Origin of the sequence: Marinibium conchae (assembly GCF_015595035.1) — a bacterium.
GTDB lineage: Bacteria > Pseudomonadota > Gammaproteobacteria > Enterobacterales > Alteromonadaceae > Glaciecola.
The window spans coordinates 1,035,072-1,060,779 of sequence record NZ_JADNRN010000001.1 but is presented as its reverse complement, the minus strand read 5'-3'; the positions used below and the strand labels follow the sequence as shown (position 1 = coordinate 1,060,779).

The following is a 25,708-nucleotide window of genomic DNA, read 5'->3' as shown; positions in this document are numbered from 1 at the left end:
TAAAGGTTACGCGTCACTAATAACCTTCTTATGGCTATTATTTGGGGTTCTAAGGCGTTATCGAGATTTACTGGCTATATCACGCAAAACGAGCTAAGTCGTCGGGTGTATCGACGCCGTGAGGCGGTGCATGTTTGGCTACGTCGATGTGAATAGGATAGCCATGCCATAACACTCTGAGTTGCTCAAGCGATTCAGACTTTTCTAATTGCGTCGTTGCCAGAGTATCGTATTGCTTTACAAAGCCCGCTCTGTAGCCATAAATACCAATATGGCGAAGATAGATTGAGGTTAAGCTACGCAGCTCAATATGGTTAGCACCGCCTTCTTGTTTCGCAATAAACTCATCACGGTCAAAAGGGATAGGCGCTCTTGAAAAATACATGGCACGTTTGTTTTTGTCTGCAAGCACCTTGACTACATTTGGATTAAAAATATCAAGTTCGTCTGATATAGGATATGCCAAAGTTGCCATAGGAAAATCGGAATTTTCATGTAAATTACGAGCAACCTGCTGAATATTTGCGCTAGGTATAAAAGGTTCATCGCCCTGCACGTTAACCACGATTGTATCGTCGTCGATGCCATAGCTGTGTAAAACCTCTGCGATCCGAGTGGTGCCTGATTCGTGATCTTCGCGAGTCATACACACTTCTGCACCAAAACTGCGTACGGCATTTGCAATACGATCGTCATCAGTGGCCACCACAACCTGTTGGGCACCAGCTTCACCAGCGCGTTCAACTACGTGCTGAATCATTGGCTTATCCTTGATTAATGCTAACGGTTTACCTGGAAAACGTGTTGAACCATATCTAGCAGGGATAACAACTATGAATTCCACATCATGCTCCTTTCAGCGCTTCAAGCTCATCCAAACTAAGCTCAATTGCTTCCGAATCTAACAAAGCGGGTATATTGTTTTTTATTGGATAAGCGAGGCGATCAAAACGACACACAAGCACTTGCTGTTCTTTTTCCAAAACCAACTTTCCCTTACATACTGGGCATGCAAGTATATCCAATAACTGTTTGTCAAATGCCATGAGGGCTCCTTTAGCGCGCAGTCTGCGCTGTTTTTACAGATGAACACTTCTTACGCGATGTTAAGCGTTAAAAAACTCATCTAAACGTGTTTTAAGCAAAATAAATAAGGTTTCATCAATGAGACCTTCGACTTCTAAATACCAACAATCATCATGCGCAAAATTACGCACCTTTACCGCATCTTTTTCAGTCATCAACACTTTTCCGTTTGGCAAATCCGACTTCATGTAATCGTGATGATCTGAAAACGGTATTTCTTTCTCCACGCGTATATTCATGCTTTTGAGTGTTGAAAAAAAGCGATTAGGGTCGCCTATACCTGCTAAAGCAGTTGCATTTTTTGCAATCAGATTATCACCTAATTCGTTACTTTTTACATTTATCCATCGAGTAGGCTGAAGTAACATTTGTGAGCAAGAAAGCGATGTATCTAGCCCTAATTTAGCCGACAAACTCTCAATATTATTTGTAGTATTGAACACAATTGCATCAACTGACTTAAGCCTTTTTGTGCTTTCTCGGAGGGGTCCCATTGGCAATAAAAAGCTGTTTCCTACCAAGCGATTATCCATAACAACAATTTCAAAATCTCTTTGTAAAGCATAATGTTGCAGACCGTCATCACAAATAATCACATCACAGCCTAGCTCGTCTGCCAAAAATTTCGCTCCCCTTGCTCGCTTAGGATCTATTACCACAGGGCAAGGCAAACGATGCGCCATCAATGTAGGCTCATCGCCAACGACTTGAGCACTAGATGCGCTTGTGACCAAACACGGAAACTCTCGTTGCGAACCACCATATCCTCTCGACAACACCCCGCAGGAATAGCCCTGGTCATGTAGCCTTTTTACGATAGAAATAACAGCGGGTGTTTTACCATTTCCGCCAACAGAAATATTACCTACAACAATCACAAAAGCTCTGCATCGATAAGCTGATTTCAGACCAAGCCTATACAACACTCTTCGACAAAAACTCAATAAGCAAAACACAAGCGTAAGTGGCAGGAGAACCCATACCCATTTTGCATTTGAAAACCACGCTTTCTGAAGTGTCATCACTTAACTTTGCGAGAATTGCATTTGATGCAACTGAGCATATATTCCGTCTTTAGCGATCAATTCCGCGTGCGTACCGCGCTCAATGATTTCGCCTTGCTCTACAACAAGAATTAGGTCTGCACTTTCGATAGTAGACAAACGATGAGCAATAACAATATTTGTTCTACTTTTTTGGAGTTCATCAAGAGCTTGTTGAATGAACTTTTCAGATTCTGTGTCAAGTGCCGAAGTTGCTTCATCAAGAATAAGGATAGGTGCATCAGCAAGGATTGCTCTGGCAATAGCAATGCGCTGTCTTTGCCCTCCTGATAGCGTAACCCCGTTTTCGCCAACAATGGTATCAAACCCGTCTTTTTGCTCGCTCACAAATTCTGATACGTGCGCAATTTCAGCAGCTTTGATAATATCCTCACGGCTTATGCTTGCATCACAGCCGTATGCAATATTGTTCGCAACAGTGTCGTTAAACAAGGTTACCTGCTGTGATACCAAAGCAAACTGCTTACGTAGAGACTTCAGGTTGATGTCGCTTAATGGAGAACCATCGAGTAATATGCTGCCGGAATCGGGTTCGTAAAAACGTGTTAACAAATTTGATAGTGTAGACTTTCCACTTCCCGACCGACCAACAAGAGCAACCGTTTGCCCAGTTTCGACGGCAAAAGAAATATTCTTTAATGCGGGAGTATCCTTGGTTGGATACGTGAAACTCACGTCATCGAATATCAAGTTACCCTTCGCTTTGACTATAGTCTTTGTACCGCTATCTTGCTCTTCGCTTTTATCGAGTACCTCAAAGATGCTTGCACAAGCAGCCATTCCTTTCTGAAACTCATTATTCACGGTAGTGATTTGCTTCAGCGGTTTTAGTAAGGCTATCATCGAAAAAACAATCGTGGTAAAAACACCAGCGCTCAATTCCTGCAGCATACTAGGGGTACTCGCCAAAAATAGTACAAAAGCTAGTGCGATAGAAGCAATAACCTGAATAGTCGAAACACTGAGTATTTGAGTGTTTGCCAACTTCATTGTTTGTTGGCGGTTATGATTATTAGTCTTTTTGAATTTATCCGCCTCGAGCTTCTGACCACCAAACATCAACACGACTTTGTGCCCTTTCACCGCCTGCTCAACACCTGTAGTTAACGATCCCATGGCTTTTTGTATGGCTTTACTTACCTTTCTAAAACGCTTACTCACGACCGACACTATAATCGCCACCACAGGCGCAATGATGAGAAAGATAGCTGACAATTGCCAAGAGTTATAAAACATGACGACAAGCAACCCAATAACAAACGCCCCCTCTTTGATTAGGGTGAGAAATGCTTTACCTGCTGCATTCGCTACTTGTTCAGTATCGAAGGTAACTTTTGAAATGAGGGCTCCAGCAGATTGATGATCATGAAACTCAACTGGCAGGTGAATGTACTTTTCAAATAACTGCTGGCGCATTTTCATGACTACCTGTGAGCTTATCCAGCGTAAGGTGTAAGTACCCATAAAATTAAATAATCCGCGCACGATGAATATAGGCACAATGGCATAAGCAGCGATTCGAAGGAAATTTGAATCGGCGTCCTTTAGGCCAACATCGATCATGGGCTGGAGCTGAGAAATAACTGCTGCATCAATCGTGGAAAATCCTAACAAACCGAGAATGGCGACAACAAAAGGCAACTTAAACGGTGATAAATAGCCGAGGAAACGTTTAACGACCTTCGGCTCAGCTTCAATTTTGGTAGTCATTCTGCGCGAATTCTCTCCGATAAAAATAATTTAGGCTTTTGCGTAACTCTGGTGTTCAACACAACGACATTTAAATATCAGCCTTGGGCCCTAAGTTTACCGCAAGCTACATCAAAGCCCAAGCTAAACACACATAATCCTAGCAAACATCAGCGTTTGCGTAGCTTTTGATACCAAGGAGAAGCCGTAGCACTTCGCATCGTGTCGATATTATAGCCCTCTGAGTCAAATTCAACTCGTATGGCGCCATCATCTGCGGTGTTATATATGCGAGCACCAACCGCATTGAGATTTTCTACAACACGGCTATGTGGAAAACCCCAGTGATTGTAATATTTGCTACTAATAAAAGCATGTTTGGGCTTAACCTCCTTTAAAAACCCGGCAGTTGAGGAGGTTTTGCTTCCATGATGGGCGATCAATAGGAAATCAACGTTTAGCAAATTAGCGCTTTCATAGTGCTTGATCAAGGCTCTCTCAGCTTCTTGTTCTATATCGCCAGTAAGCAACCAAGAATGTTCCTTGTGATCAATCCTTATGACACACGACTCATCGTTCACCTTGCCTTCCTTTTGACTTAGAGGCCACAATACTCTTATCGAGAGGCCATTCCACTGCTCTCCCAATTGTCGCGACTGAGCTGTGTTACACCCGTTATCGGGGCCAAAAAGTGCACGTACATTGAAATGCGACGTAATAAACTCATTTCCTCCTGCGTGATCGCTATCGTAGTGACTATTTATTAGCATATCCACATCGAACTCCCCCTTACTTGTTTGTTCTATATACTGCGGGAGCACTCGTGAGGCAACAGCTGGAGAAGATGCATATCGCGGGCCCGTATCATATATAATAAGTTGTTCATTCTTAGCTATAATCACGCTCAAGCCCTGGCCTATATCAACGATATCGATATGCCAACGCTCATTGTCTTCTTTCATATTAATGTTAAATACCTTACTAAGACCTTGAGTTATAGGGAAATAACCATAGCTTGCATCAACGATATAGTTGAAGCTCATGACAACACTGATAAACAAGAACAGTCGTTTATTTGGCCAAGCAGGTAATAGCAAATAAAGGCCAGCAATAGTCAAACTTGTGACCAAAGCATGATTAAAAACAGGGCTATTGAAGGCACTAATCTCCGTGTTTAGGAAAGTGTTGAATAGCAGCAATAAGTAATCAAAAACAAAAGAAAAGCTAGTCATCGAAAGTATGGCAAGATCATGCATGTAGGTAGCCGTGGCAAACACAACAAGTAATCCTAGGGGGACTAATACCACACTCACAATTGGAAGCAGCAACATATTAATCAAAGGTGAAACAAGTGAAATTGTGCCGAATTGGCTTGCCACGATCGGCAACATAAACACCGACAAATAAAATTGAAGGTAAATCAATTGTTTCAGTTTCGCTGTGAAAGTAGGTGCACTAATTTGCCATCGCCATACCCAATAGAGTATCGCGATTACCGCAAGGTAGCTGAACCAAAAGCTGAGACTCAGCAAACTCAACGGAAATAGGACGATAAATAAGAAGCTAAGCAATAAAAGTGAAGAAAATATGCGCCAATGAAGCTCGAAACTGGATAACAGAACAAGAATAGTATAAGCAATTAACGCTCGTATCACGGGGATCTGAAAGCCGCTTAGCAGTGCATAGAGATAGCATAATGGAATAGTGCATAGCAAACTCCACTTCAACAGGTTGAGCTGCTTGTAAGGCAAGTTCTGAGGAAAGAAGCCCAACGCCAAAGATAATATGCACTTACAAATAATGAACATAAAGGCGCTTACGATCCCCAGATGCATGCCCGATATGGCAAATAGGTGGGCAGTACCACTCTCTTGTAGCATCCTCCAATCTGCGCTATCTAATAAACTCCTTTCCCCTAAAGCAAGCGCAATCAGCCATTTTAGATTATTTGGCTTGTACTCCTGTATTTGATTCAATAACTTTTGTCGAAGGCTGATCGACGAGTCGAGTATTTGATTCGACGGGCTCGTTCTTATCTTTCCAATGCTAACAATATTCTGACTGGCCAAATATTTTTGCTGATTATTTCCATCTATATTCAACAAGCCGTGTGGTGGTAGCAAGGTCACCAATAATCGAACCTTGTTCCCCTGATAAAGCTCAAACTCAGGGGAATACCAGTTCAATATCACCTTTATAGGCGTGCTAAGTGACTTCTTTCCGAGTTTTGATATCAAGACAATTAAGCTCTGTGATTTTAAAATATGGCTTGTCACTAATGTCGAGTCGTATACCTGTGTATTATTACTTTCATTGACCTGTTCACGCCATTTTTGTTGAATATGTATAGAGTCTACAACGCCTTCAATAACAATATTTTGGTTGATAAACGAATTAGGGAGTTGCCAAAACGAATACCAATGACCTACACTGCACGCCCAGATAAAACCTGCGCCGGCACCAAAAAGAAATGCTTTGCACTTTTGCTTGGTCTTATTAGATAACAGGGTCAACAAAACGACAGTGAGTAGAACCCCAAAGACCGTAAGTGCGCTAGGCATTACAGGCCAGAATAGGCTTGTTAGATAAACCAAAATGAACGCAACGAGACTTTTTTCGATAATGGCCATGAGAGCTTCCCGACGAGATTAGATGATATATGCCGAAAAAACTGATTAGGCGCTTTATGCCAGACCACAATGCAGTGAGAGAAAACCGATATTTACGTGTTTTCGGAAAACTTCTGCATGATCCTAACTTATGGCATCTAAATCGACGCTCGGCAAGCGGTGCATTTGGTGTAGGCTTGTTTTTTGCCTTTTGGCCAGTTCCCTTTCAAATGATATTTTCGACCGCTATTGCGATTGTATTTAGGGTGAACCTGCCTTTGTCGGTGGCTACGGTTTGGATAACTAACCCTTTCACTATGCCGCCTATATTCTACGGTGCTTATTTAGTGGGCAGTACTGTACTTGGGACTGAAATTGACCAGTTTGCTTTCGAATTAAGCTGGACTTGGTTGGCTGAATCTATTGGGACAATAGGCCCAGCATTTCTGCTAGGCTGCGCAATATGCTCTGTTTTCTTTGGTTTGCTGGGTTATTTCTCTTTAGATTGGGTCTGGCGCTATTCAGTAATGCGAGCGTGGAAAGCTCGCTCTACTCAAAAACCCTAAACGAAATGGGTGTATAGCTGCTTGTGATGCGGCGCGCTCGCCATATGTTACTTATCATCATACTCGGCAAAGAAGGCTAGCATTTGCTCTTCATTCCAAATATCAATATTTAATGACTGTGCCTTACTCAACTTGGAGCCAGCTTTTTCACCCGCTATCAGTAAATCTGTCTTAGCAGAAACGCTACCTGACACCTTAGCTCCCATATCTTGAAGCTTTGCCTTTGCTTCACTTCTTCCCATTTGCGATAGCGTACCAGTAAGCACGACGGTTTTGGCTAATAAGGGCTGCTGCTCTGCACTAGCTTGCTCAATCGTAGGCCAATTTACACCCAAGTCTTGCAAGGAAGTTATAATGTCAATATTTGACGGTTCTCGCATAAAATGGAATAAGTGCTGGGCAACAATATCACCAACATCAGGCACTTCAAGTAAGGACTCAATTTCTGCTTGCATTATGCTCTCAAGACTCAAAAAATGCATAGCTAAATTGCGTGCAGTCGACTCTCCTACTTCGCGAATACCTAAGGAGTAAAGAAATTTAGGTAAGGTAGTATTTTTTGCTGTTTCAAGTGCATTCAGCAAGTTGACTGCTGATTTATCGCCCATTCGCTCCAGTGACGTGAGCATCGGTAAGTTTAAGCGAAAAAGGTCTGCTGGATTTTCGATAAGCTTGGCCTCAACCAACTGCTCAACAATTTTGTCTCCCAGACCATCAATATCAAAGGCTTTTCTTGAGGCGAAATGTTTAATAGCTTCTTTACGCTGAGCTGGGCAAACCAGTCCTCCTGTGCATCTAGCCACAGCTTCGCTTTCACTCCTTTCAACATGTGACTCACACACTGGACAATGCGTCGGGAAAACGATATCAACTGCGCTAGATGTGCGTTTGTCCATTACAACCGATACGATCTGAGGTATCACATCACCGGCTCGTCGAATAACAACCGTATCATTTATTTTAACCCCCAAACGCAATATTTCGTCTTGATTATGCAAGGTGGCATTCGATACTGTCACACCGCCAACAAAAACAGGCTCCAAACGCGCCACGGGCGTTATTGCTCCGGTTCGACCAACCTGAAACTCAACGTCTTGTAATACCGTAATTTCTTCTTGGGCAGGAAATTTTTGCGCCATCGCCCAGCGAGGAGCTTTGGAGACAAAGCCCAAGCGCTTCTGCATAGAGATATCATCAACTTTAAACACCACACCGTCGATATCATACGATAGCGCATTGCGTTGCTCACCGATGCTGTTAAAGTATTCGATACACTGTTTTGCCCCTATGGCCACAGCAGATTCTTTACACAGCGGAACACCCCATTCCCCCAAAGCAGTCAAGCGTTGCGTATGAAAATCGAGCGCATTTAATGTTTCCCCTTCAATCACCCCCATACTATAGGCATAAAACAGTAGAGGACGTTTAGCTGTAATTCTTGAATCTAGCTGGCGCAAACTACCTGCGGCGGCATTGCGAGGATTCGCAAATAATTTGTCGCCCCGCTCTTTTTGTGTTTGATTGAGCTGTTCAAAGCCCTGTTTAGGCATAAACACTTCACCCCGAACCTCAAGCCTTTTAGGAATGTTTTCGCCTCTCAGCTTTATCGGAACATTAGCAATCGTTTTTACATTTTGTGTAATGTTCTCGCCAACCTGCCCATCACCTCGCGTGGCCGCTTGAGTAAGTACACCGTCCTCATACATGATTGACACCGCTAAACCATCCAATTTTGGCTCACAGCTAAAGCGCAAATCATTGACGTTCAAAAGGCGCTCTTGCAAACGCTTTTCAAAGGCAATTAAGTCGTCTTCATTGAAACCGTTGTCTAACGATAGCATCGGTACTTCGTGGGTTATTTGCTCAAACTTAGACAGCGGAGCGCCGCCCACTTTTTGGCTTGGTGAGTCGGCGGTAATCAGGCTCGGATATTCTTTCTCAAGTGCTATCAAGGCCCTCATAAGACGATCGTATTCAGCATCGGGAATGCTGGGCGCGTCCATCACATAATATTGATAATTATGGTTTTCTAACTCTGCCCTTAGTGTTCTTGCTCTTTCTTCTATCTGAGATAATTCTGTCATGTGCCTATCGATTAATACGTTTTCTTTCAAATTCACGAATTCGTTCCGAGTACTTCTGTAAACCCTGTTTTGTGAGCACGCCTCTGCTTCCATCAAGTGTCTGACAGCCAAACTCTTCAGCCAACTTGCGGGCCGCATTGTGCATCATATTAAATACCTGCTGAGCATCACCCTCTATTGGTAACATCATGAACAATGACAAGCCTCGCGTGCTGAAATTTTCAATGTTGTCGATATCGAACACACCTGGCTTGAAAAGATTAGCTAAAGAGAACAAAACCGGTCCCTTTCCATTTGTGTTTACGTGACGATGAAAAATATCCTGCTCACCAAACTTAAAGCCCAAAGTAAGAAGCATGGGCAACAAGGCCGCGCCTGGAATTTCTCTATCGGCCGGCGCTCTCACATTGAGTACTAAAACATCTGTGGCTTGCTCGTCTGTTGAAGTATTTGTTTTATCCGACGCATTTGTGTTTGATGCACTGGTGTTTTCAACTGAGCTCACCGACGCTGCGCTCTCTGCTGCTTGTGACTGCGCCTCATCGTGATTGAAGTCGATACGCATTTGTTCTTCATTTGCTTTAGTTGTGCTGCCTAATGCAGGCTCTTTCCTGATTTTGTCGGCAACACTCTTCTTTTTACGAGACACCAGCTTGCGTGCCTGCGCAGCTAATCCAATGGGCTTTTCATCAGCTTCATTTTGCAGCGGTTCAGCATGAAGTTTAAAATCAGGTTCGACACGCCCTTGAGAATCAACTGGAGAGCGCTGATGTGTTTGATTAGGGCTATTAACCTCAGGATTTACGGCGGGCGTGGCGGCTTCAGACTTTAGGAGAAATGGTGGCGGCTCAGGAATTGATGTCTCACCTGAAGCTTGTGTCGGGCGAGCAGCTGAATCCGGTGCTCTATTTTTCGCCTTAAACTCCGGTTTTGGTTGCGTTACAACACTTCCGTATAACTTAGGTTGCTCTTCTTCGTGTTCTTGGGCGAGCTGACCAAAGTCCATTTCTGTATTATCGAGACTCAAGCTATCGTCTATCTCAGCATCAGCAGCAATGGCTTCTGTTTGCTCTGATGTAAGCTCTTGTGCCATCTCAGAAGAAATACCATTGGCATTCGAAATATTACCACTGTTAAGTGGCTCAGCGATAATGAGAGGGTCATCAGCTTGCAAGCTTATATCATGGGCTTCGTTAAGACCAACTGAGCTACCCACTGCGTCGGAAGAAAAAGCTTGATTAGCATGTGAATTTGCTTCTGGCTGCGACTCATCAGAATTAAGATTTGCCCCCGAAATAACGCGAACCGAGCCTACACCAACATCATCGAAGCCATCATCTGCGCTCCCTGAGTCATCCTCTGACTGGTGCCATTCTTTAGGCTCTAGTTTCGTTTTCGCTGCGGACTTGGTGTTCTTGCGAATAGTCCACAGACCATGAATTAGGACACCAACGATGGCGACAAAACCGAAAGCTAAAAATGTTAAGCGCAAATTTTCCATTTATATTACTCTTGTTTTTATTCTATGTACGCGCTTGCTTATTCTGCAATCGCTAATGCTTCTTCAACATCTACAGCAACCATGCGAGAAACGCCTGGTTCAGCCATTGTAACGCCCGTAAGATGACTGGCCATTTCCATTGCCACTTTATTATGCGTTATGTATATAAATTGTACGGTCTTCGACATTTCTGAGACCAATTTGCAAAAGCGCCCAACGTTGGCATCGTCTAGCGGCGCATCAACCTCATCCAAAAGACAAAATGGCGCTGGGTTGAGTCTAAATATCGCAAATACTAATGATAATGCGGTTAGCGCTTTTTCTCCACCAGAAAGAAGGTGAATAGTGCTATTTTTCTTCCCTGGTGGTCTGGCCATGATGGTTACGCCAGTATCGAGCATATCATCTTCGGTTAACGCTAAATGCGCGCTTCCCCCTCCAAACACTTTTGGAAACAACAATTTCAAGTCATTGTTTATTTGATCAAAAGTTGCTTTAAAACGGGTTCGCGTTTCTTTGTCAATTTTCTTTATGGCTGTTTCGAGGGTATCAAGCGCTTGACTTAAATCGTCGTTTTGCGCATCGAGGTGTGCTTTTCTCTCTGCCTGCGCTTCATATTCATCTACCGCAGCAAGATTAACCGCCCCCAATCGTGATATCGATGCACTTGTTCGTTCTGCGTTTTGTTGCCAAGCGTGCTCGTCGATATCTTCAGGTAGACTCTCTAGTATAGGTTTGAGCGATTGCTGCATATCATTAAGATTATCAAGATAGCTTTGGGCTCTGACTTTTGCCCCTTCGGCTTGTAAACGAACACTCTCGATTTCTGACTTTATTCTTTCAGCTGCTTGCTCGATACCAGATTGACCTTTCTCAGCCTCAATGAGTTGTTCCTCTACGTTACCTAGTTGTACTTGGAGGTCCTTCTGTTTCAGTAATAGCTGCTCTTTCTCTTGAAGTAGATTATTCAGCTTGTCTTGTTGATCCTCCATGGGCATCGACAGCTCTTCAGCCTCCTCCATCAATATCGATTTTTTGTCTTCAATGTCGTTGAGTTGAACTTCTCTAGCTGTTTGTTTTTCTTTCAATAATGAGTAACGATTTTTCACATGTTGAAATTGCATAGCGGTTTCATGCATCTGAGCGACAAGTTGCTCAACCTGCGAGCGACTCGCCTGCAACTCATTTTGGAGTTTTTCAGCATGCTCTTGAGTGTTGAGCATAACATCCTCGTATTCAGCCAGCTCCATAGCTAACATTTCGACTTCTTCGTTTAATAGCTCGAGAGTCTCCTGCTCTTCTTGCGCTGCATGTTGGTGTTTTGTTAGTTCACTTTGTAGCCGCTCTGAGCGAATGGCTTGTTCACCTATACTTTGTTGCACTTGGTGTAATTGCGTGTTTAGCCTGAATTCCTGCCCCTCGTAGTCAGCTATTTGTCGCTGAGCGATTTCCAACAAATTCAACAAATCTGTCTTTTTTTGCTCGCAAGAAGTGCTTTCTTTTTTCGCTTTGTCGAAGGCATTTTCTTTTTCAAGCAGAGCTAGGCTTAAATCTTCAATTTCAGCCCGTCTTGTTAGACTATTATCACTTTGCTCGCTCAACCCGTTAATTAATGAGTCAGCAAAAAGCCATAAACCATCGCGGCTAATCACAGACTCCCCCTCAGCAAGACTGTCGTTATTTATAGCTACAAAGGCGTCCTCATCGCTTTCCACTAGCCTTATACTGTTGAAAAAATGAGGAATTTTAGGATTATTTAGTTTTGCCGCAAGGGTATTAGATTTTTTCTGCTGCGTCATAGCTTGCTCAAAAAACAAAGCCTGACCATTTTTTTCCTTGAAATATGCCGGGCTAATGTTGGATGCGTCGCGCCCCTCTAACACTTGAGCATTATAATAATGCGCAATAACCACTTCCACTAGATGTTCGTAGCCTTTACTCACGTCCAAATAATCAATGAAGGAGCGAGTTTTTTCGCTTGCTAGAAAGTCTTCTTCAGTCGTCTTTGCGTGGTTCTGAAGTGCTTCCAACGCTTGTTTTTGTGCTTTTATAGCAACTAACTCTTGGTAGTGCGTTGCCTCTATTTTACCAAGTCTCTCACAGTCGGCCTTTGCACTGTCATATTGTTGGCTTAAATGCTCGTAATCGGCCTTCCCACTTTCCAAGCTCTCACATACAAGCTCGAGCTCTTGTTGCAACATGATTTCGTTTTGAGCAATGTCGTTATGTTTTAGTTCTTCTAGCTCTTTTAATAGCTCGGCGATCCTAGCCTGAGTTCTTAGTTGCATGCTCATTATATTTTGAATTTGACCATGACTTGTTTGTAGCTTTTGTTTTAATGCATGGTACTGAGCTTCTCCTGCTCGGTTTTTTTCATTAAATGTAGATAAACTTTGCTCAGCCTCATCACGAGCCACTTGAGCATTCTCAACGCTTTCCTCTAATATGAGCTTATTAGGTTCAAGCTCTACTATGTCAAATTGCACGAGCTCAAGTTCTGTTTGTGTTTCCTCAAACTGCTCTTTTATCTGTTGTGATTGACTGTCAAGTAGTTGTAATTCGATTTGAATTTGTTGCTTTCGCTTTTTTGAAAATAGCTGTGACTGCTCGAGCTTTGTGATATTAGTACTCACATTAAATATCTGTTTTTGGCAGTCTGATATAGCGGTTTTAAAGTTAGCCTGCTGCTCTCTGAATAACAGAATGTTTGACTCATCGCCACGCTTACGAGAAATAACGGCTTCTAATTCTGTCTGCTTTGCTACTATCGTTGCTTCAGCATCTTTCACCAAATCGCTTTGTTTCAACCATCGATAAACCGCAAGTTGACCTTTAAGTTCACGTTCAGTGGCTTTCAATTCTTTATAGCGAGTGGCTGCCGCAGCTTGCCGTTTTAGTTTGTTAAGCTGCTCACCAAGCTCTGCTCGAACGTCATCTAAGCGCTCGAGATTCTCCTTAGTGTGACGAATTCGATTCTCTGTTTCACGTCTACGTTCTTTATATTTTGAGATACCTGCGGCTTCCTCAACAAATACTCTTAGTTCTTGAGGTCGACTTTCAATGAGCTTTGATATCATTCCCTGCTCGATAATCGCATAACTTCTTGGCCCCAAGCCCGTACCGAGGAACAAGTCAGTAATATCACGTTTGCGACATTTGCTACCATTTAGCAAATAACTTGAAACAGCTTCTTTCGTCACTATTCTCTTCACTGATAGCTCATTATATGCAGCGAACTCCCCCGCAATTCGGCCAGAACTGTTATCGAAGATTAATTCAACAGAACACTGCGATACTGCCTTTCTTGCTGTTGAGCCATTAAAAATAACATCCGTCATGGCATCACCACGCAGATTTTTGGCCGAACTTTCCCCTAAGACCCATCTTACAGCGTCGATAACATTCGACTTTCCACAGCCGTTTGGCCCCACAACCGCAGTCATTTCGCCGGGAAATGGAATAGTGGTAGGGTCAACAAAGGATTTAAAACCTGCAAGTTTAATTTTCTTTAAACGCATCCTAGCCTTCTTGCTGATTATAAAAAGCGAAAGCCTATCAGTTCGCCTCAGTCACTCAAGTGTAGCGCACTAAATGTAACAAAAGTAAAACTTGGTAACAATTAGGGGCTATAAATCAATGTCCTAAAAGTATATTTTGGCTATTAGTAGACAATACATCTAAGTATACTACTGGGCAAAGCAGAAAATATATCGCCTGCGCACCACTCGACAGTTTTGGTGAGACCATCAACATAGTATCAGGAGTACATCAAGATAATGAATAATAAAAGTGGAGCCAGCTACTTTTTTGACGGCTTTGGTTTAATCACCACAAAAGGACTTAAACGCTTTGTTTTTGTTCCTTTATTTATCAATTTATTACTATTCGGAACTGCGTTTTATTTTCTAATACCTCAAATACAGGCTGGCGTTACCTATATTGTTGACCTTATCCCTGACTTTATGGCTTGGTTAAAAACTGCCTTGGAATATATATTATGGCCAATAGCCGTTGTCACAGTTTTACTCGTTTTTGCACTCATATTTGGCACCTTAGCAAATTGGATAGCAGCTCCCTTTAATGGCTTATTGAGTGAAAAGGTTGAGCGTCATCTTACTGGGCAGAGTATGGGAGACGAGGGCTTGTTAAGCGCAGTTAAAGATATACCTCGTACTCTTGGTAGAGAGATGTCGAAAATGATGTATTTCATCCCTCGCGCTATTGGTTTTTTGATTCTGTTTTTTATGCTTCCGGTGATTGGTCAAATAATCTGGTTTCTTTTTACGGCTTGGATGATGGCTGTACAATATTGTGACTACCCCTTTGATAACCACAAAGTGGGCTTTAAGGATATGCGAAGACAGTTAAATCAGCGCAAGAGTCAGTGTTTTAGTTTCGGCATTATGGTGAATATTTTTTCCTTGATCCCTATCATGAATTTTTTAGTGATGCCGGTAGCTATTTGCGGAGCAACTTCCTTATGGGTCGATGAGTATTCTGGTCAAAAAAGAGTGATTTCTTCATAGCCTTATTGTTCTGACCAAAATAAACCAGCCTCGTCGTCATCACGCGAGAATGCGTCTATCGCCAAATTGTCACTTATTGCAGAGTAATTGGCGGTATCGAGCAGTCGTTGCCGCCAAAGCGTTCTATAGACACGCGGTATATTCCTGACGTCATGATATTCCAAAAAAGTCATCTGCTGCGTTGGCTTAAATGAGCTAATGCCAAGGTTTTTACAGGTTGCTGATTTCGCAATACGATGAAGTACTGGCTGCCTGCTCTCAAGTTTTTGCAAGGTGTTATGCGCGTCTAACGCTGTTTTCCACATCAGTGCCCTAGACTCAGGTAAATAATTGATAGACGACTCGTCAGTCTCAGCTGACTCGTCTTTCAACAGGAGGTTTGGCGCGGTATTCTTTGAACAATGATAATTAGCCAAGTCTGTGGGTAAGGCGTACTCGTCCACAAAACCCGCAAAATGTGCGAGCTCATGAACAAACACCGAATAGGTGTCACTCTGATCTAAAAACATAATGCCGTTGTTAACATTGGCTTTGCCCTGCTCTGCAAAAATGACCAAATGGGTGAAATTTAAAGGGGTTTTCCAAGCCGAGATTCTACTAATATTACAACCGAGTCTTGCTTGGCCTTGATAATTAGCATCACAGTTAATTTGTCCTTTTTTAAGCCAAATTGGCTTCATGACACACAATGGAAGTGTTGATAAGCGAGCATCATCGTCGAAATTATTTTTGAATGCTATTGCTTGAGCGAATGAGCGTAGATTAGTCGCTACAAACTGTATTGACTGGGCGCAATGAGGCCCTTCAGGAGGCACGTTGAGCAACTCTTTTAGTTCATGGCTATCGTTGTTATTAAGCACATGTAACAAGGACTTTGCTGGCGCATACCCTTGCTCGGCAGCGTTGTCTAACAAGCTTTTTGATTCCTCAATTAAACCGTCACCCCAATAAAGGTTAGCCAATTTATACGCGCTTGTCGCATCAAATTTTGCTGCTTTTTCAAGCCACATGCGCGTAGCCGCTTGTTTTTCAACAGAGTTTATATTTCCATCAGTAAGGTGTTTTGGAGACTCAAAGGAATACTTCGCCATGGCGATGATAGCAGGTTGATAGTCAGCTATTGCTGATGCTTCCATCCATCGCATCTTAGCATCGATGTCAGTTTGAAGCAGAGCGTATTCAAATTGCCCTTTTGGATGACCAAGTTCTGCAGAGCGCTTCAACCATCTCATAATTGCTTTTGGATCATCCGAGTGCATGGCGGAATAATACAAAGCACCACTGCTACCGAACTCCCCTGCTAACTCCAACCAAAACGGGTCCTCAAGATCGATCGCATATTTAGTAAATAGCGATAAGGCATCGGTATCACCATCAACAAGGCCGGGGTACAAAAATGCTAGTTGTGAGGGAATAGTATTGAGTTCGGGAGCCTGTTTAACCAAACGTTTTGGTTCACGACATACATCTGCTTGCAATACTAAAGCAAAACATATAGCGATAAAGGTAAGTTTTGAGATAGATAATATTAGTTTAAACACGAGCCAACCTTGTCTATGCCTACAAGTTAAAACGCAACCATAAGTCTACACTGCTATTGCTGAGCAGAGTCATTCACTTTGCGTTGTTCACGCAGGCGATCAAGCTCCAGGCGAGAATAGCGATGCTCAACGTATTCATACACATTTGTGCTTAGCGACAACTTAAAATAATTTGAGGCTTTTACTCGGTTTCCTAAGTCACTATGGTATTTACCCAAATAAAAGTAGGCTTCACAAAGCCGGTCGTTTAATTGTTTTTGACTTGTAACATCGTCAACTAAATCAGCAATTACCGCCGACTCATCCACCCTATTAAGATAAAAATCGACAATACTGGTCGCCCAGTTGTTATCACTAAGCATTTGCCTGTGCTTAGCTAAATTAGTTAAAGCACTGGTTTTATCTAGCTCTTGCTCAACAATAAATGACCAAAGCACACGATACGGGTCTGTCACGTCTTTTTCATAAAAGGCTTTCAGATCATCAATCGCTAAATTAGCGCGCCCACCGTAATAAAGTGCAATACCTCTATTGAGAATAGCAAAGTCGTAATCTGGGTTGATGTCTAAAGTGGAATCAAAGGATTCGTAGGCCTGAATGAAATCCATTTGCTGAATATAATGAATACCAATAGAGTTATGCGCCTCAGCCATATCTGGTTTCAATTGAAGTGCCTGTGAATAATCAAATCGGGCGAGACCCGCTAAACCAACACTGTCATATAACATTCCGCGCTGAAAAAGCAGTTCAGCACGCTCTTCTTCCTTTAACGGCGCCTGCGTGAGAATATGATTATATCGAGCAATTGCCATTTGAGAGCGCGCACTAATTGGCTCTGGCTCCGCCAATAAAAGATTCCCCATTGGCCCAGTGGCACTATCTCCTTGCTCTAAACTGCTGCAGCCGCCCATCGATAAAGAAAGCATAACGACAAGGCTTAGCCCTAAAAACTCTAATTTCACTATTTACTTTTTCCTTGTGCCACTAAAGTGGAATATTCCGCATTACCCTTGAGTGATTATATTGTATTTCTTTAGGAATTTCGCTTTACGCTAACAAGTTCATGCGAGAATATAAAGCTAAAGTGATAAAAACCCAGTTTTTTGTTAGCTCTCGGCCTTCGATTTAGCTTCTCTTTTGGCATTAAAAGCGGCCATTTGTTCCTCGGTTGCAGGTAACTGGTGCTCACTTTTCCATTGGCTATATGGCATTTTATAGACAGCCTCTCTTGCCTCATCATCAGAGAGTGGAATATCTCGCTCTTGAGCAGCGGCTAAATACCACTTTGATAAGCAGTTGCGACAAAAATCCGCTAACAGCATTAACTCGATATTTTGAACTTGCTTGTTGGCATCGAGATGCTCAAGCAAACGGCGAAAGGCGGCAGCCTCAACCTCTGTTCTTTGTTGTTCATTCATATACATTCCTTATTTGATTTATAAAATAAAAAAGGAGCCTAGGCTCCTTATTCAATCGCTACTTAATCTATGCTCATCATCTACCGCAGCAGATGATGAGCCATCATTAAGAGTTACTCGCTATCGCTAGACTCTTGCGGAGCTGGCTTTTCTAGCAACTCTTTAATACTCAAACGAACACGGTTTTGACGATCAATTTCCATCACTTTTACGTCGACCATTTGGCCTTCTTCAAGGTAATCACTTACCTTGTTAACGCGGTCATGGGCGATTTGACTGATATGTACTAAGCCTTCTTTACCAGGTAGCACTTCAACAAAAGCACCAAAGTCAACAATACGCATAACTTTACCGTTATAGGTTGTGCCTACTTCGATCTCAGCTGTAACAGCCTTAATGCGCTCAATTGCGATGTCTGCTTTCGCTTTTTCAGTAGCAAAAATCTTAATTGTACCGTCGTCTTCAATTTCGATGTTAGTATCAGAAGCTTCAGTGATTGCACGGATCATTGCGCCGCCTTTACCGATAACGTCGCGAATTTTGTCTTGATCAACTTTCATTTGATAAATACGAGGTGCGTATTCAGACATCTCTTCACGGTGACCAGAAATAGCAGAGTCCATTACACCAAGAATGTGTAAACGGGCTTCTTTTGCTTGTTTAAGAGCAAGTTGCATGATTTCTTGAGTGATACCTTCAATTTTGATATCCATTTGAAGCGCAGTAATACCACCGGTAGTACCAGCCACTTTAAAGTCCATATCACCAAGGTGATCTTCATCACCAAGAATGTCAGATAGAACCACGAAATTTTCGTCAGATTTAACCAAGCCCATCGCAATACCAGCAACAGAAGCTTTAATTGGTACACCAGCATCCATAAGTGCTAACGAAGTACCACATACCGAAGCCATTGACGAAGAACCGTTAGATTCAGTTATTTCTGACACTACGCGAACAACATACGGGAACTCTTCAGCAGAAGGCATTACCGCTTGGATACCGCGCTTCGCTAAACGGCCATGACCGATTTCGCGACGCTTCGGAGAACCAACAAAACCAGTTTCACCTACACAGTATGGAGGGAAGTTGTAGTGCAACATAAAGCGGCTATCTGAACGACCACTTAATTCGTCAATCATCTGAGCATCACGCTCTGTACCTAAGGTAGCTGCAACAATTGCTTGCGTTTCACCACGAGTGAATAAAGCAGAACCGTGCGTTCTTGGTAATAGGCCCGTAGCAACGTTTAGTGCACGAATAGTTTCAGGATCACGACCGTCGATACGCTTTTCGCCCGCTAGGATGCGCGAACGTACAACGTCACTTTCTAGGTCGTGTAAAAGCTCACTCGCTTCTTTCGGATCTTGCTCTGGATTGGCTTCGAGTATCGCAGCAATTGCAGCTTCAGTGACTGCATTGATAGCGTCTTTACGAACCATCTTGTCAGATATTTGATACGCTTCGGTCATACCAGCTTCAGCAAGCTCTTTCACTTTCGCTTTTAACTCAGTGTTTTCAGCTTCTGCTTCCCAGTTCCAAGACTCGGTACCCACTTCAGCAGCGAATTCAGTGATAGCGTTGATCACGGTTTGCGATTGCTCATGACCATACACAACAGCGCCAAGCATCACATCTTCCGATAAAATATCGGCCTCTGATTCAACCATTAATACTGCGCTTTGAGTACCAGCAACAACAAGATCTAGCTGACTTTCTTCTTGCTCTGAAGCACGCGTATTTAGAATGTAACCACCGTCTTTGTAGCCTACGCGAGCTGCACCAACCGGACCATTAAATGGCATACCCGATATAGCAAGCGCCGCAGATGTACCAATAAGAGAGATGATATCTGTTGGGATCTCTGGGTTAGCAGAAACAACTGTGATTATAATTTGAACTTCGTTTTTGAATCCATTCGGAAACAATGGACGAATTGGACGGTCGATAAGGCGTGCAGTAAGCGTTTCGCTCTCTGAAGGTCGACCTTCACGTTTGAAAAAACCACCAGGTATTTTACCTGCAGCGTATGCTTTTTCTTGATAGTTAACTGTTAATGGAAAGAAGTCTTGATCAGATTTAGCTTCTTTTTTACCAACAACTGAGACCAATACGGACGTGTCGTCCATGCTTGCCATTACTGCTGCAGTTGCTTGTCTTGCGATTACACCCGTTTCTAGGGTGACAGTATGCTGACCATACTGAAATGTTTTAGTAATAGGAGTCACACTCTATCCTTTAGTTTATAAGTATTTTATGCTTTTTAATGCGCCGCATAGTATAACGATGAAAGCACATGATTACTATTAAGATATGGTGAAAGCGTGTGATTTTTATCTATTTATTTAAAAATTTTGTCACGAGCACTGTTACAAACCGCCGCAACCGCAGGATGAGTTACTTTACGCTCAGCAGAAATCGCATAAAACTTTTGCTTAATTTCATCTAAGCGACCAACCACTTCAACATGAAAAGTATCACAGACCTCTTCTTCAATTATCGTAGGCATGAAGAAAACACCAAAACCTGCTTGTCCGAAGCTTTTCATCAGTGCGCTGTCGTCGTACTGCCCGCGAATTACTGGGAAGATATTGTTATCGTTCGACCACTTATCAAAAAGTTGCCTAATCGCATACTGCTTTGTTGGTAATAAAATAGGGGCTTGATGCAAGCAGGCTGGGAATTCCCCTTGAAGCTGTTCTTTTACCTGTTTTGAAGCAAAAAAAGTTAAGCCGCTTTGACCCAAATAATGATTGTAAGCACGCACGCTAAAATTGCTCGACAACGGAGTATCAGTGAGCACCATGTCAACTTCATGAATGGCCAATTCAGCAAGAATAGATTCCACCGGACCTTCACGGCACACTAAGCTCACTTCTTTTGAAAGATTTAGAGCGGGCTCTATGATTTTATAAACTATCGTTTTAGGCAAGGCTGAGGCCGCACTAATTATGAATTCCGAGGTTCCGACGAGTGGGGCCCCGCGAAGCACATCGCTCAATTCTTTACCCAATTCAAATATTTCATCTGAATAGCGTAATACCAAACGACCTGTTTCGGTCAAGCGCAAGCGACGCCCAACCCTATCAAACAATGGTTGCCCTATTCGCTCCTCCAACATACTCAACTGCCCGCTAATAGTTTGGGGGGTAATAAATAGCTTTTCCGCTGCTCTAGCGATGCTACCCTCTGTTGCAACGACCCAAAAGTAGTGCAGGTGCTTATAGTTCAAGTTGTCAGACATTAGGTCATATTTTCCTTCGATAATTTCTGTAAGATTTTTCCGAGCTGTTCTTATACATTTATACGAATATAAACGTTCACTTTAAATTGATAATCTTTTGTCTTAGACAAGTTTATCTTTACTAAGTGTAGTCAATGCATTTCAAAATTGCGCAATATGAATTGAAAATAGATGATCATCAAGCTCAATACTTGGATGAGACCTTACGCATGCAGCTAGGCAGATACACGCCCGTGATTGATTTAGTTACGGTCAATTTCAAAAAGGATAAGGATCAATTTGGGCAAGCTGTTATACACTGCGGCATCGAAATAGATTTTTATAGCCAAGAAAAAATGACCGCCAGCAACACCGCGACAACTATCGAAAAGTCGTTATATAACGCTGTGAGTCGAGCAAAAAGGCAATTAGACCGTCAACGCAGAGCGAACACCCGACAAAGCAACCCACCTTATATCTCTAAGTAGTAATCTATTTTGCGAACATAGTAAGTCTGAGCCTCACTTGAGGCTTCGGTTCAGTTCGACATGCATTCACAAAGCTCAAATATTGACATGAAACCGAGCTTACACTTTGAACAACACTCATCATTTAAGGCCGAGTTAACGCCAACTAGTATTTGCAATTTTAGTATGAAGAGTATAGATTGGATTTTTAGACGTCTGGAAGTCTATATTTAATTACTATGATGAAACGATCACTAGAAAGCGATCTTAAGAAAGCTACCACGAAAAGCTAACACAACACTGAAAGGCTTATAATGCAGCAGCAATCTTTGAAAAAGTCGGATACCAATCGAAAGCTGAGCGATGCCGACCTCCGCTTTTGCGCCGTAATCAGCGATGGCTTTCGCCAATCTGTGGTGTATCGACATGCGAGAAGTGAAGCTGATTTCAGAGAATTCTTAACGACAAAATACCGCTATCACATTTTCTTATATGTCAGCCTTGCTTGATTTAATTTGACACTTTACCCACGCTCACTGACACTGATAGTCAATGGATTAGCCAAGCGAGCAAAGATATGCCTGATAAACTGCAATCTTTATTTATAGTAGCAAGCCTCATCATACTTAGCTTTATAACATTCAATGCTGATGCATCTTCGATAAACCAAAAAGAAGCACTTGAACCTTGGCAAGATCCGCAGGTGTATCGCATTAATAAAGAGCCTGCTCGCAGTTACTTCTATAGTGTTAACAAACTCGATAGTGCTTTTAGCAAAACGCCTTGGAACGAAGCAAATCATTTACTGCTTAACGGTAGGTGGAAGTTCTACTGGGTTGCCAATACCCAAAAAAGACCTGAGCATTTTGAGCAGCCCAACTATGACGATACTCGATGGGACGATATCGAGGTTCCGGCAAACTGGGAGCTAAACGGTTATGGCACGCCTTTTTATCACTCTCATCAGTGTTTTGATAAAAATGCAATACCGCCAGTGCTGCCAAATTCTTACAATCCAGTGGGTAGCTATCGTAAAAGCTTTAATCTTCCTAGTGATTGGCAAGATAAACAAATCTATTTGCATTTTGGTGCAGTAAAATCAGCTTTTTATTTGTGGATAAATGGTAGCAAAGTCGGTTATTCAGAAGATTCAAAAACAGCCGCTGAATTCGATATTAGTCCTTATGTAAAATCAGGACAAAATACGATTGCGCTACAAGTATTCCGCTATTCGGTAGGTTCATACTTTGAATGCCAAGACATGTGGCGCATAAGTGGTATCGAGAGAGATGTTTATGTTTACGCGACTGACAAGGTTCATATAAAAGACTTCCATGCGCATACTAGCCTAAGCGATAATTACCAACATGGTATACTTAATTTCTCGGCTTCTATCGCTAATTATACTGTCAATAGAGCCATTAACTATAAACTTGCTCTGCAACTTTCGCCGAAAGATAAGAGTAATGTAATCTTTAATAAAACAATCGACATTCCATCTGTTCCCAAAGGTAAATCGGTAAGCGTCAATATTAAAGAACTTATCGATAGTCCTCAACTATGGAGCGCTGAAAGCCCAACACTTTATGAGCTCTCAATCTCCTTGCTGCAAGAAGGTGATAAGCCACAAGAATATATCGGCCATTTATTAGGTTTCAGGCACACTGAACTCAAGCATGGCAATATTCTCATTAACGGCAAGCCAGTGCTGTTTAAAGGAGTAAATCGACATGAACACGATCCAATAACAGGCCATGTAGTCAGTCGAGCCTCAATGGAAAGGGATGTAAAACTGATGAAGCAGTTTAATATTAACGCGGTACGCATGGCGCATTATCCCAATGATCCTTACATGTATTACCTAGCTGACTTACATGGTTTATATGTGATGGATGAAGCGAATATTGAGTCACATGGAATAGGCGCAGCAAACCAAGGGGGCTCCTACAGACCGGAAACACACCTGGTTAATAAAGCGGAATGGAAAGGTGCATATATTGACCGCGTCAGTAACATGTATCAGGTAAGTAAAAATAACCCGTCGGTGGTAATGAGAAGCTTAGGCAATGAATCCGGTGACGGGCCAAACTTGGAAGCAATTTATGATTGGTTGAAGCAACAAGATCCTATCGCGCCGGTTATTTCGGAGCAGGCCCAATTGCGAAGACACACCGATGCTTATGGTCAAATGTATGCCCCCATTCGTGACATAAAGCGTTATGCAGAAATGGGGATCGATCCGAAGCGCCCCGTTATTTTAATAGAGTATCAACACGCGATGGGGAACTCATTGGGCAATTTTGCGCAGTACTGGGAAAATTTTGAGCAATATCCGCAGCTGCAAGGCGGTTTTATCTGGGATTGGGTCGATCAAACTTTTGCGCTTGAAACCGACAATGGCGAAAAGTACTGGGGCTATGGTGGTGATTTAGAGCCGCCTGCTACTGAGTCGTCATTAAGCTTCTCGGCGAATGGCTTAGTGTATGCAGATCGCAGTCCCTACCCTTACTTATACGAGGTAAAACGAGCACAACAAAACATTGGGTTTGCACTTTCAAACGACAACGCTAATGAAGTGATAGTATCCAACAAGTACTACTTCAAAAGCCTGTCAGACTATGAACTGCAGTGGGAATTGCTTGAAAACGGCCTAGTCGTCAGCAAGGGCAGTAATATTAAACTATCGGCAAAAGCACAAACATCACAACGCATTGCCCTTGCACTCAACTACGATTTAAGCCCCAACAAAGAGTACTTTGTAAATGTGAGTGTGAGTTTACGAAAGGCAACGCATAGCCTAAGTGCTGGTCACGTTGTTGCCCAAGGACAATTAGCCATAACGCAAGCTAGCCCAAGGGTAACCCTCACGAAAGCCAATAACGACAAAAAGCCTGTTAAATTGAAGGTATCTTCCAATAATAATCATATTAACGTTAACAGCGGGAATACCCTCTTTAGATTCTCGAAAAGCAGTGGCTTACTAACGCAAATTAGCGTGAATAAAAAAGATGTTTTAACCGCAGCAATTGTCCCCGACTTCTGGCGCGCGCCGACCGATAACGACTTACCAGTCGCTGGCTTTGGAGATGCCTTGCAAGCGTTTTATGATGTCGCGAATAATATCGAAAAAGTCAGCTTAGAAATAGGTGAAAACAGCAAACATAGTGCTGTTATACAAGCAGAATATTACTTACCCAGCATAGAGAGTCGTTTATTCGTAAATTACATCTTTGACAGTCAAGCTCGACTCACACTAGATGCATACTTTTACGCTGCGCCACATAAAAAACAGGCTGAATTACCTAGAATCGGCTTTAGATTTCCATTAACAAGCGATTACAGAAGTGCTCAATGGTATGGCCGCGGACCACATGAGAACTACCCTGATAGAAAGTTATCGGGCTCAGAAGTGATGTAAGATACTTGAAAATGCGCTCACCTGAGGGTGCATCCGTGCGTTTCACTTCCAAACGTCTATTCAGTTTCTCAGCCTCATCTGTGGCGAGCGATCAATATCATAAAAATGCAGAAGATGTTAAGAAATACAATTTACACCCCACTTCCTTACAGCATAGCGACAGCGTATTTGTGAACATCGATTTCCTACACAGGGGCGTTGGTGGCACCAATAGCTGGGGTGAAGCACCGCTTCCTGAATACATCATTCCTTGGTTAGATTATCAGTATTCGGTGACTGTTGAGTTTGAAGACTAGGCTTTGATTATGTCAAAGCTTCGCTAGAGAGTAGTCGCTAAAGCTACATCATTAGACTTAAAAAGCAGCGCTCGTGAAAGAATATTTGGGCCTTGAGTCATTAATTGAAAGAATGAGTCTAAAAATAAATGGAGAAGAAAAAGAACTGCATCCGACGGAGGGACAGCGAGATAAAAAACTATCGGTGTAAAAGGCTGACTACGATGCAGGAAAATCTAGT

At 42.6% G+C, this 25,708-nt stretch carries 17 protein-coding genes and 1 pseudogene; 5 read left to right on the top strand and 13 right to left on the bottom strand.

The features are described 5' to 3' along the window. Window positions 1–79: 79 nt before the first annotated feature. The 5 genes from kdsB to ISG33_RS04490 form a co-directional block, all read right to left on the bottom strand. Window positions 80–844 (bottom strand): 3-deoxy-manno-octulosonate cytidylyltransferase, encoded by a 765-nt coding sequence (gene kdsB / locus ISG33_RS04510; protein ID WP_195732324.1) that lies wholly within the window; start codon window positions 842–844, stop codon window positions 80–82. Between the two features lies 1 nt (window position 845). Beyond that, a complete protein-coding gene (locus ISG33_RS04505) occupies window positions 846–1,046 on the bottom strand; it encodes a Trm112 family protein (protein WP_195732323.1) in 201 nt (66 codons plus the stop codon). Window positions 1,047–1,106: 60 nt separating this feature from the next. Next, window positions 1,107–2,108: a tetraacyldisaccharide 4'-kinase gene (gene lpxK / locus ISG33_RS04500; protein WP_195732322.1), complete on the bottom strand. Its 1,002-nt coding sequence runs from the start codon at window positions 2,106–2,108 to the stop codon at window positions 1,107–1,109. Between the two features lie 3 nt (window positions 2,109–2,111). Further along, window positions 2,112–3,860: a lipid A export permease/ATP-binding protein MsbA gene (gene msbA / locus ISG33_RS04495; protein WP_195732321.1), complete on the bottom strand. Its 1,749-nt coding sequence runs from the start codon at window positions 3,858–3,860 to the stop codon at window positions 2,112–2,114. A 149-nt stretch (window positions 3,861–4,009) separates the two neighbouring features. Beyond that, window positions 4,010–6,469 (bottom strand): DNA internalization-related competence protein ComEC/Rec2, encoded by a 2,460-nt coding sequence (locus ISG33_RS04490; RefSeq protein WP_195732320.1) that lies wholly within the window; start codon window positions 6,467–6,469, stop codon window positions 4,010–4,012. Window positions 6,470–6,498: 29 nt separating this feature from the next. Between ISG33_RS04490 and ISG33_RS04485 the strand changes: the two genes are divergently transcribed. Continuing rightward, window positions 6,499–7,014, top strand: a complete 516-nt coding sequence (locus ISG33_RS04485; protein WP_195732319.1) for a DUF2062 domain-containing protein — start codon at window positions 6,499–6,501, stop codon at window positions 7,012–7,014. A 47-nt stretch (window positions 7,015–7,061) separates the two neighbouring features. Here ISG33_RS04485 and ligA read toward each other — a convergent pair whose 3' ends face one another. The 3 genes from ligA to smc are packed head-to-tail and all read right to left on the bottom strand — an operon-like array spanning window position 7,062 to window position 14,117. After that, window positions 7,062–9,098: an NAD-dependent DNA ligase LigA gene (gene ligA, locus ISG33_RS04480; RefSeq protein WP_195733034.1), complete on the bottom strand. Its 2,037-nt coding sequence runs from the start codon at window positions 9,096–9,098 to the stop codon at window positions 7,062–7,064. A 4-nt stretch (window positions 9,099–9,102) separates the two neighbouring features. Then, entirely contained in the window at window positions 9,103–10,599 is a 1,497-nt protein-coding gene (gene zipA, locus ISG33_RS04475; RefSeq protein ID WP_195732318.1) for a cell division protein ZipA, read from the bottom strand. Between the two features lie 38 nt (window positions 10,600–10,637). Next, entirely contained in the window at window positions 10,638–14,117 is a 3,480-nt protein-coding gene (smc, locus tag ISG33_RS04470) for a chromosome segregation protein SMC (protein ID WP_195732317.1), read from the bottom strand. A gap of 258 nt (window positions 14,118–14,375) precedes the next feature. On the opposite strand from smc, the gene cysZ reads away from it, so the two are divergent. Beyond that, the gene (gene cysZ / locus ISG33_RS04465; protein WP_195732316.1) at window positions 14,376–15,125 is read left to right on the top strand and encodes a sulfate transporter CysZ; all 750 of its coding nucleotides are present in this window, start codon (window positions 14,376–14,378) and stop codon (window positions 15,123–15,125) included. A 2-nt stretch (window positions 15,126–15,127) separates the two neighbouring features. Here cysZ and ISG33_RS04460 read toward each other — a convergent pair whose 3' ends face one another. From ISG33_RS04460 to nhaR, 5 genes are all read right to left on the bottom strand, one after another. After that, window positions 15,128–16,666, bottom strand: a complete 1,539-nt coding sequence (locus ISG33_RS04460; protein WP_195732315.1) for a tetratricopeptide repeat protein — start codon at window positions 16,664–16,666, stop codon at window positions 15,128–15,130. A 53-nt stretch (window positions 16,667–16,719) separates the two neighbouring features. After that, entirely contained in the window at window positions 16,720–17,592 is an 873-nt protein-coding gene (nlpI, locus tag ISG33_RS04455) for a lipoprotein NlpI (protein ID WP_195733033.1), read from the bottom strand. A 180-nt stretch (window positions 17,593–17,772) separates the two neighbouring features. Continuing rightward, window positions 17,773–18,084, bottom strand: coding sequence for a DUF1244 domain-containing protein (locus ISG33_RS04450; RefSeq protein WP_195732314.1), 312 nt, complete (start codon window positions 18,082–18,084; stop codon window positions 17,773–17,775). Window positions 18,085–18,197: 113 nt separating this feature from the next. Next, window positions 18,198–20,312, bottom strand: coding sequence for a polyribonucleotide nucleotidyltransferase (gene pnp / locus ISG33_RS04445; protein WP_195732313.1), 2,115 nt, complete (start codon window positions 20,310–20,312; stop codon window positions 18,198–18,200). A 113-nt stretch (window positions 20,313–20,425) separates the two neighbouring features. Beyond that, the gene (gene nhaR, locus ISG33_RS04440; protein WP_195732312.1) at window positions 20,426–21,328 is read right to left on the bottom strand and encodes a transcriptional activator NhaR; all 903 of its coding nucleotides are present in this window, start codon (window positions 21,326–21,328) and stop codon (window positions 20,426–20,428) included. Window positions 21,329–21,462: 134 nt separating this feature from the next. On the opposite strand from nhaR, the gene ISG33_RS04435 reads away from it, so the two are divergent. From ISG33_RS04435 to ISG33_RS04425, 3 genes and pseudogenes are all read left to right on the top strand, one after another. Beyond that, a complete protein-coding gene (locus tag ISG33_RS04435; RefSeq protein ID WP_195732311.1) occupies window positions 21,463–21,795 on the top strand; it encodes an HPF/RaiA family ribosome-associated protein in 333 nt (110 codons plus the stop codon). Window positions 21,796–22,088: 293 nt separating this feature from the next. Continuing rightward, window positions 22,089–22,283 (top strand): hypothetical protein, encoded by a 195-nt coding sequence (locus ISG33_RS04430; RefSeq protein ID WP_195732310.1) that lies wholly within the window; start codon window positions 22,089–22,091, stop codon window positions 22,281–22,283. Between the two features lie 68 nt (window positions 22,284–22,351). After that, window positions 22,352–25,488: pseudogene (locus ISG33_RS04425) on the top strand (glycoside hydrolase family 2 TIM barrel-domain containing protein). Window positions 25,489–25,708: the final 220 nt, after the last annotated feature.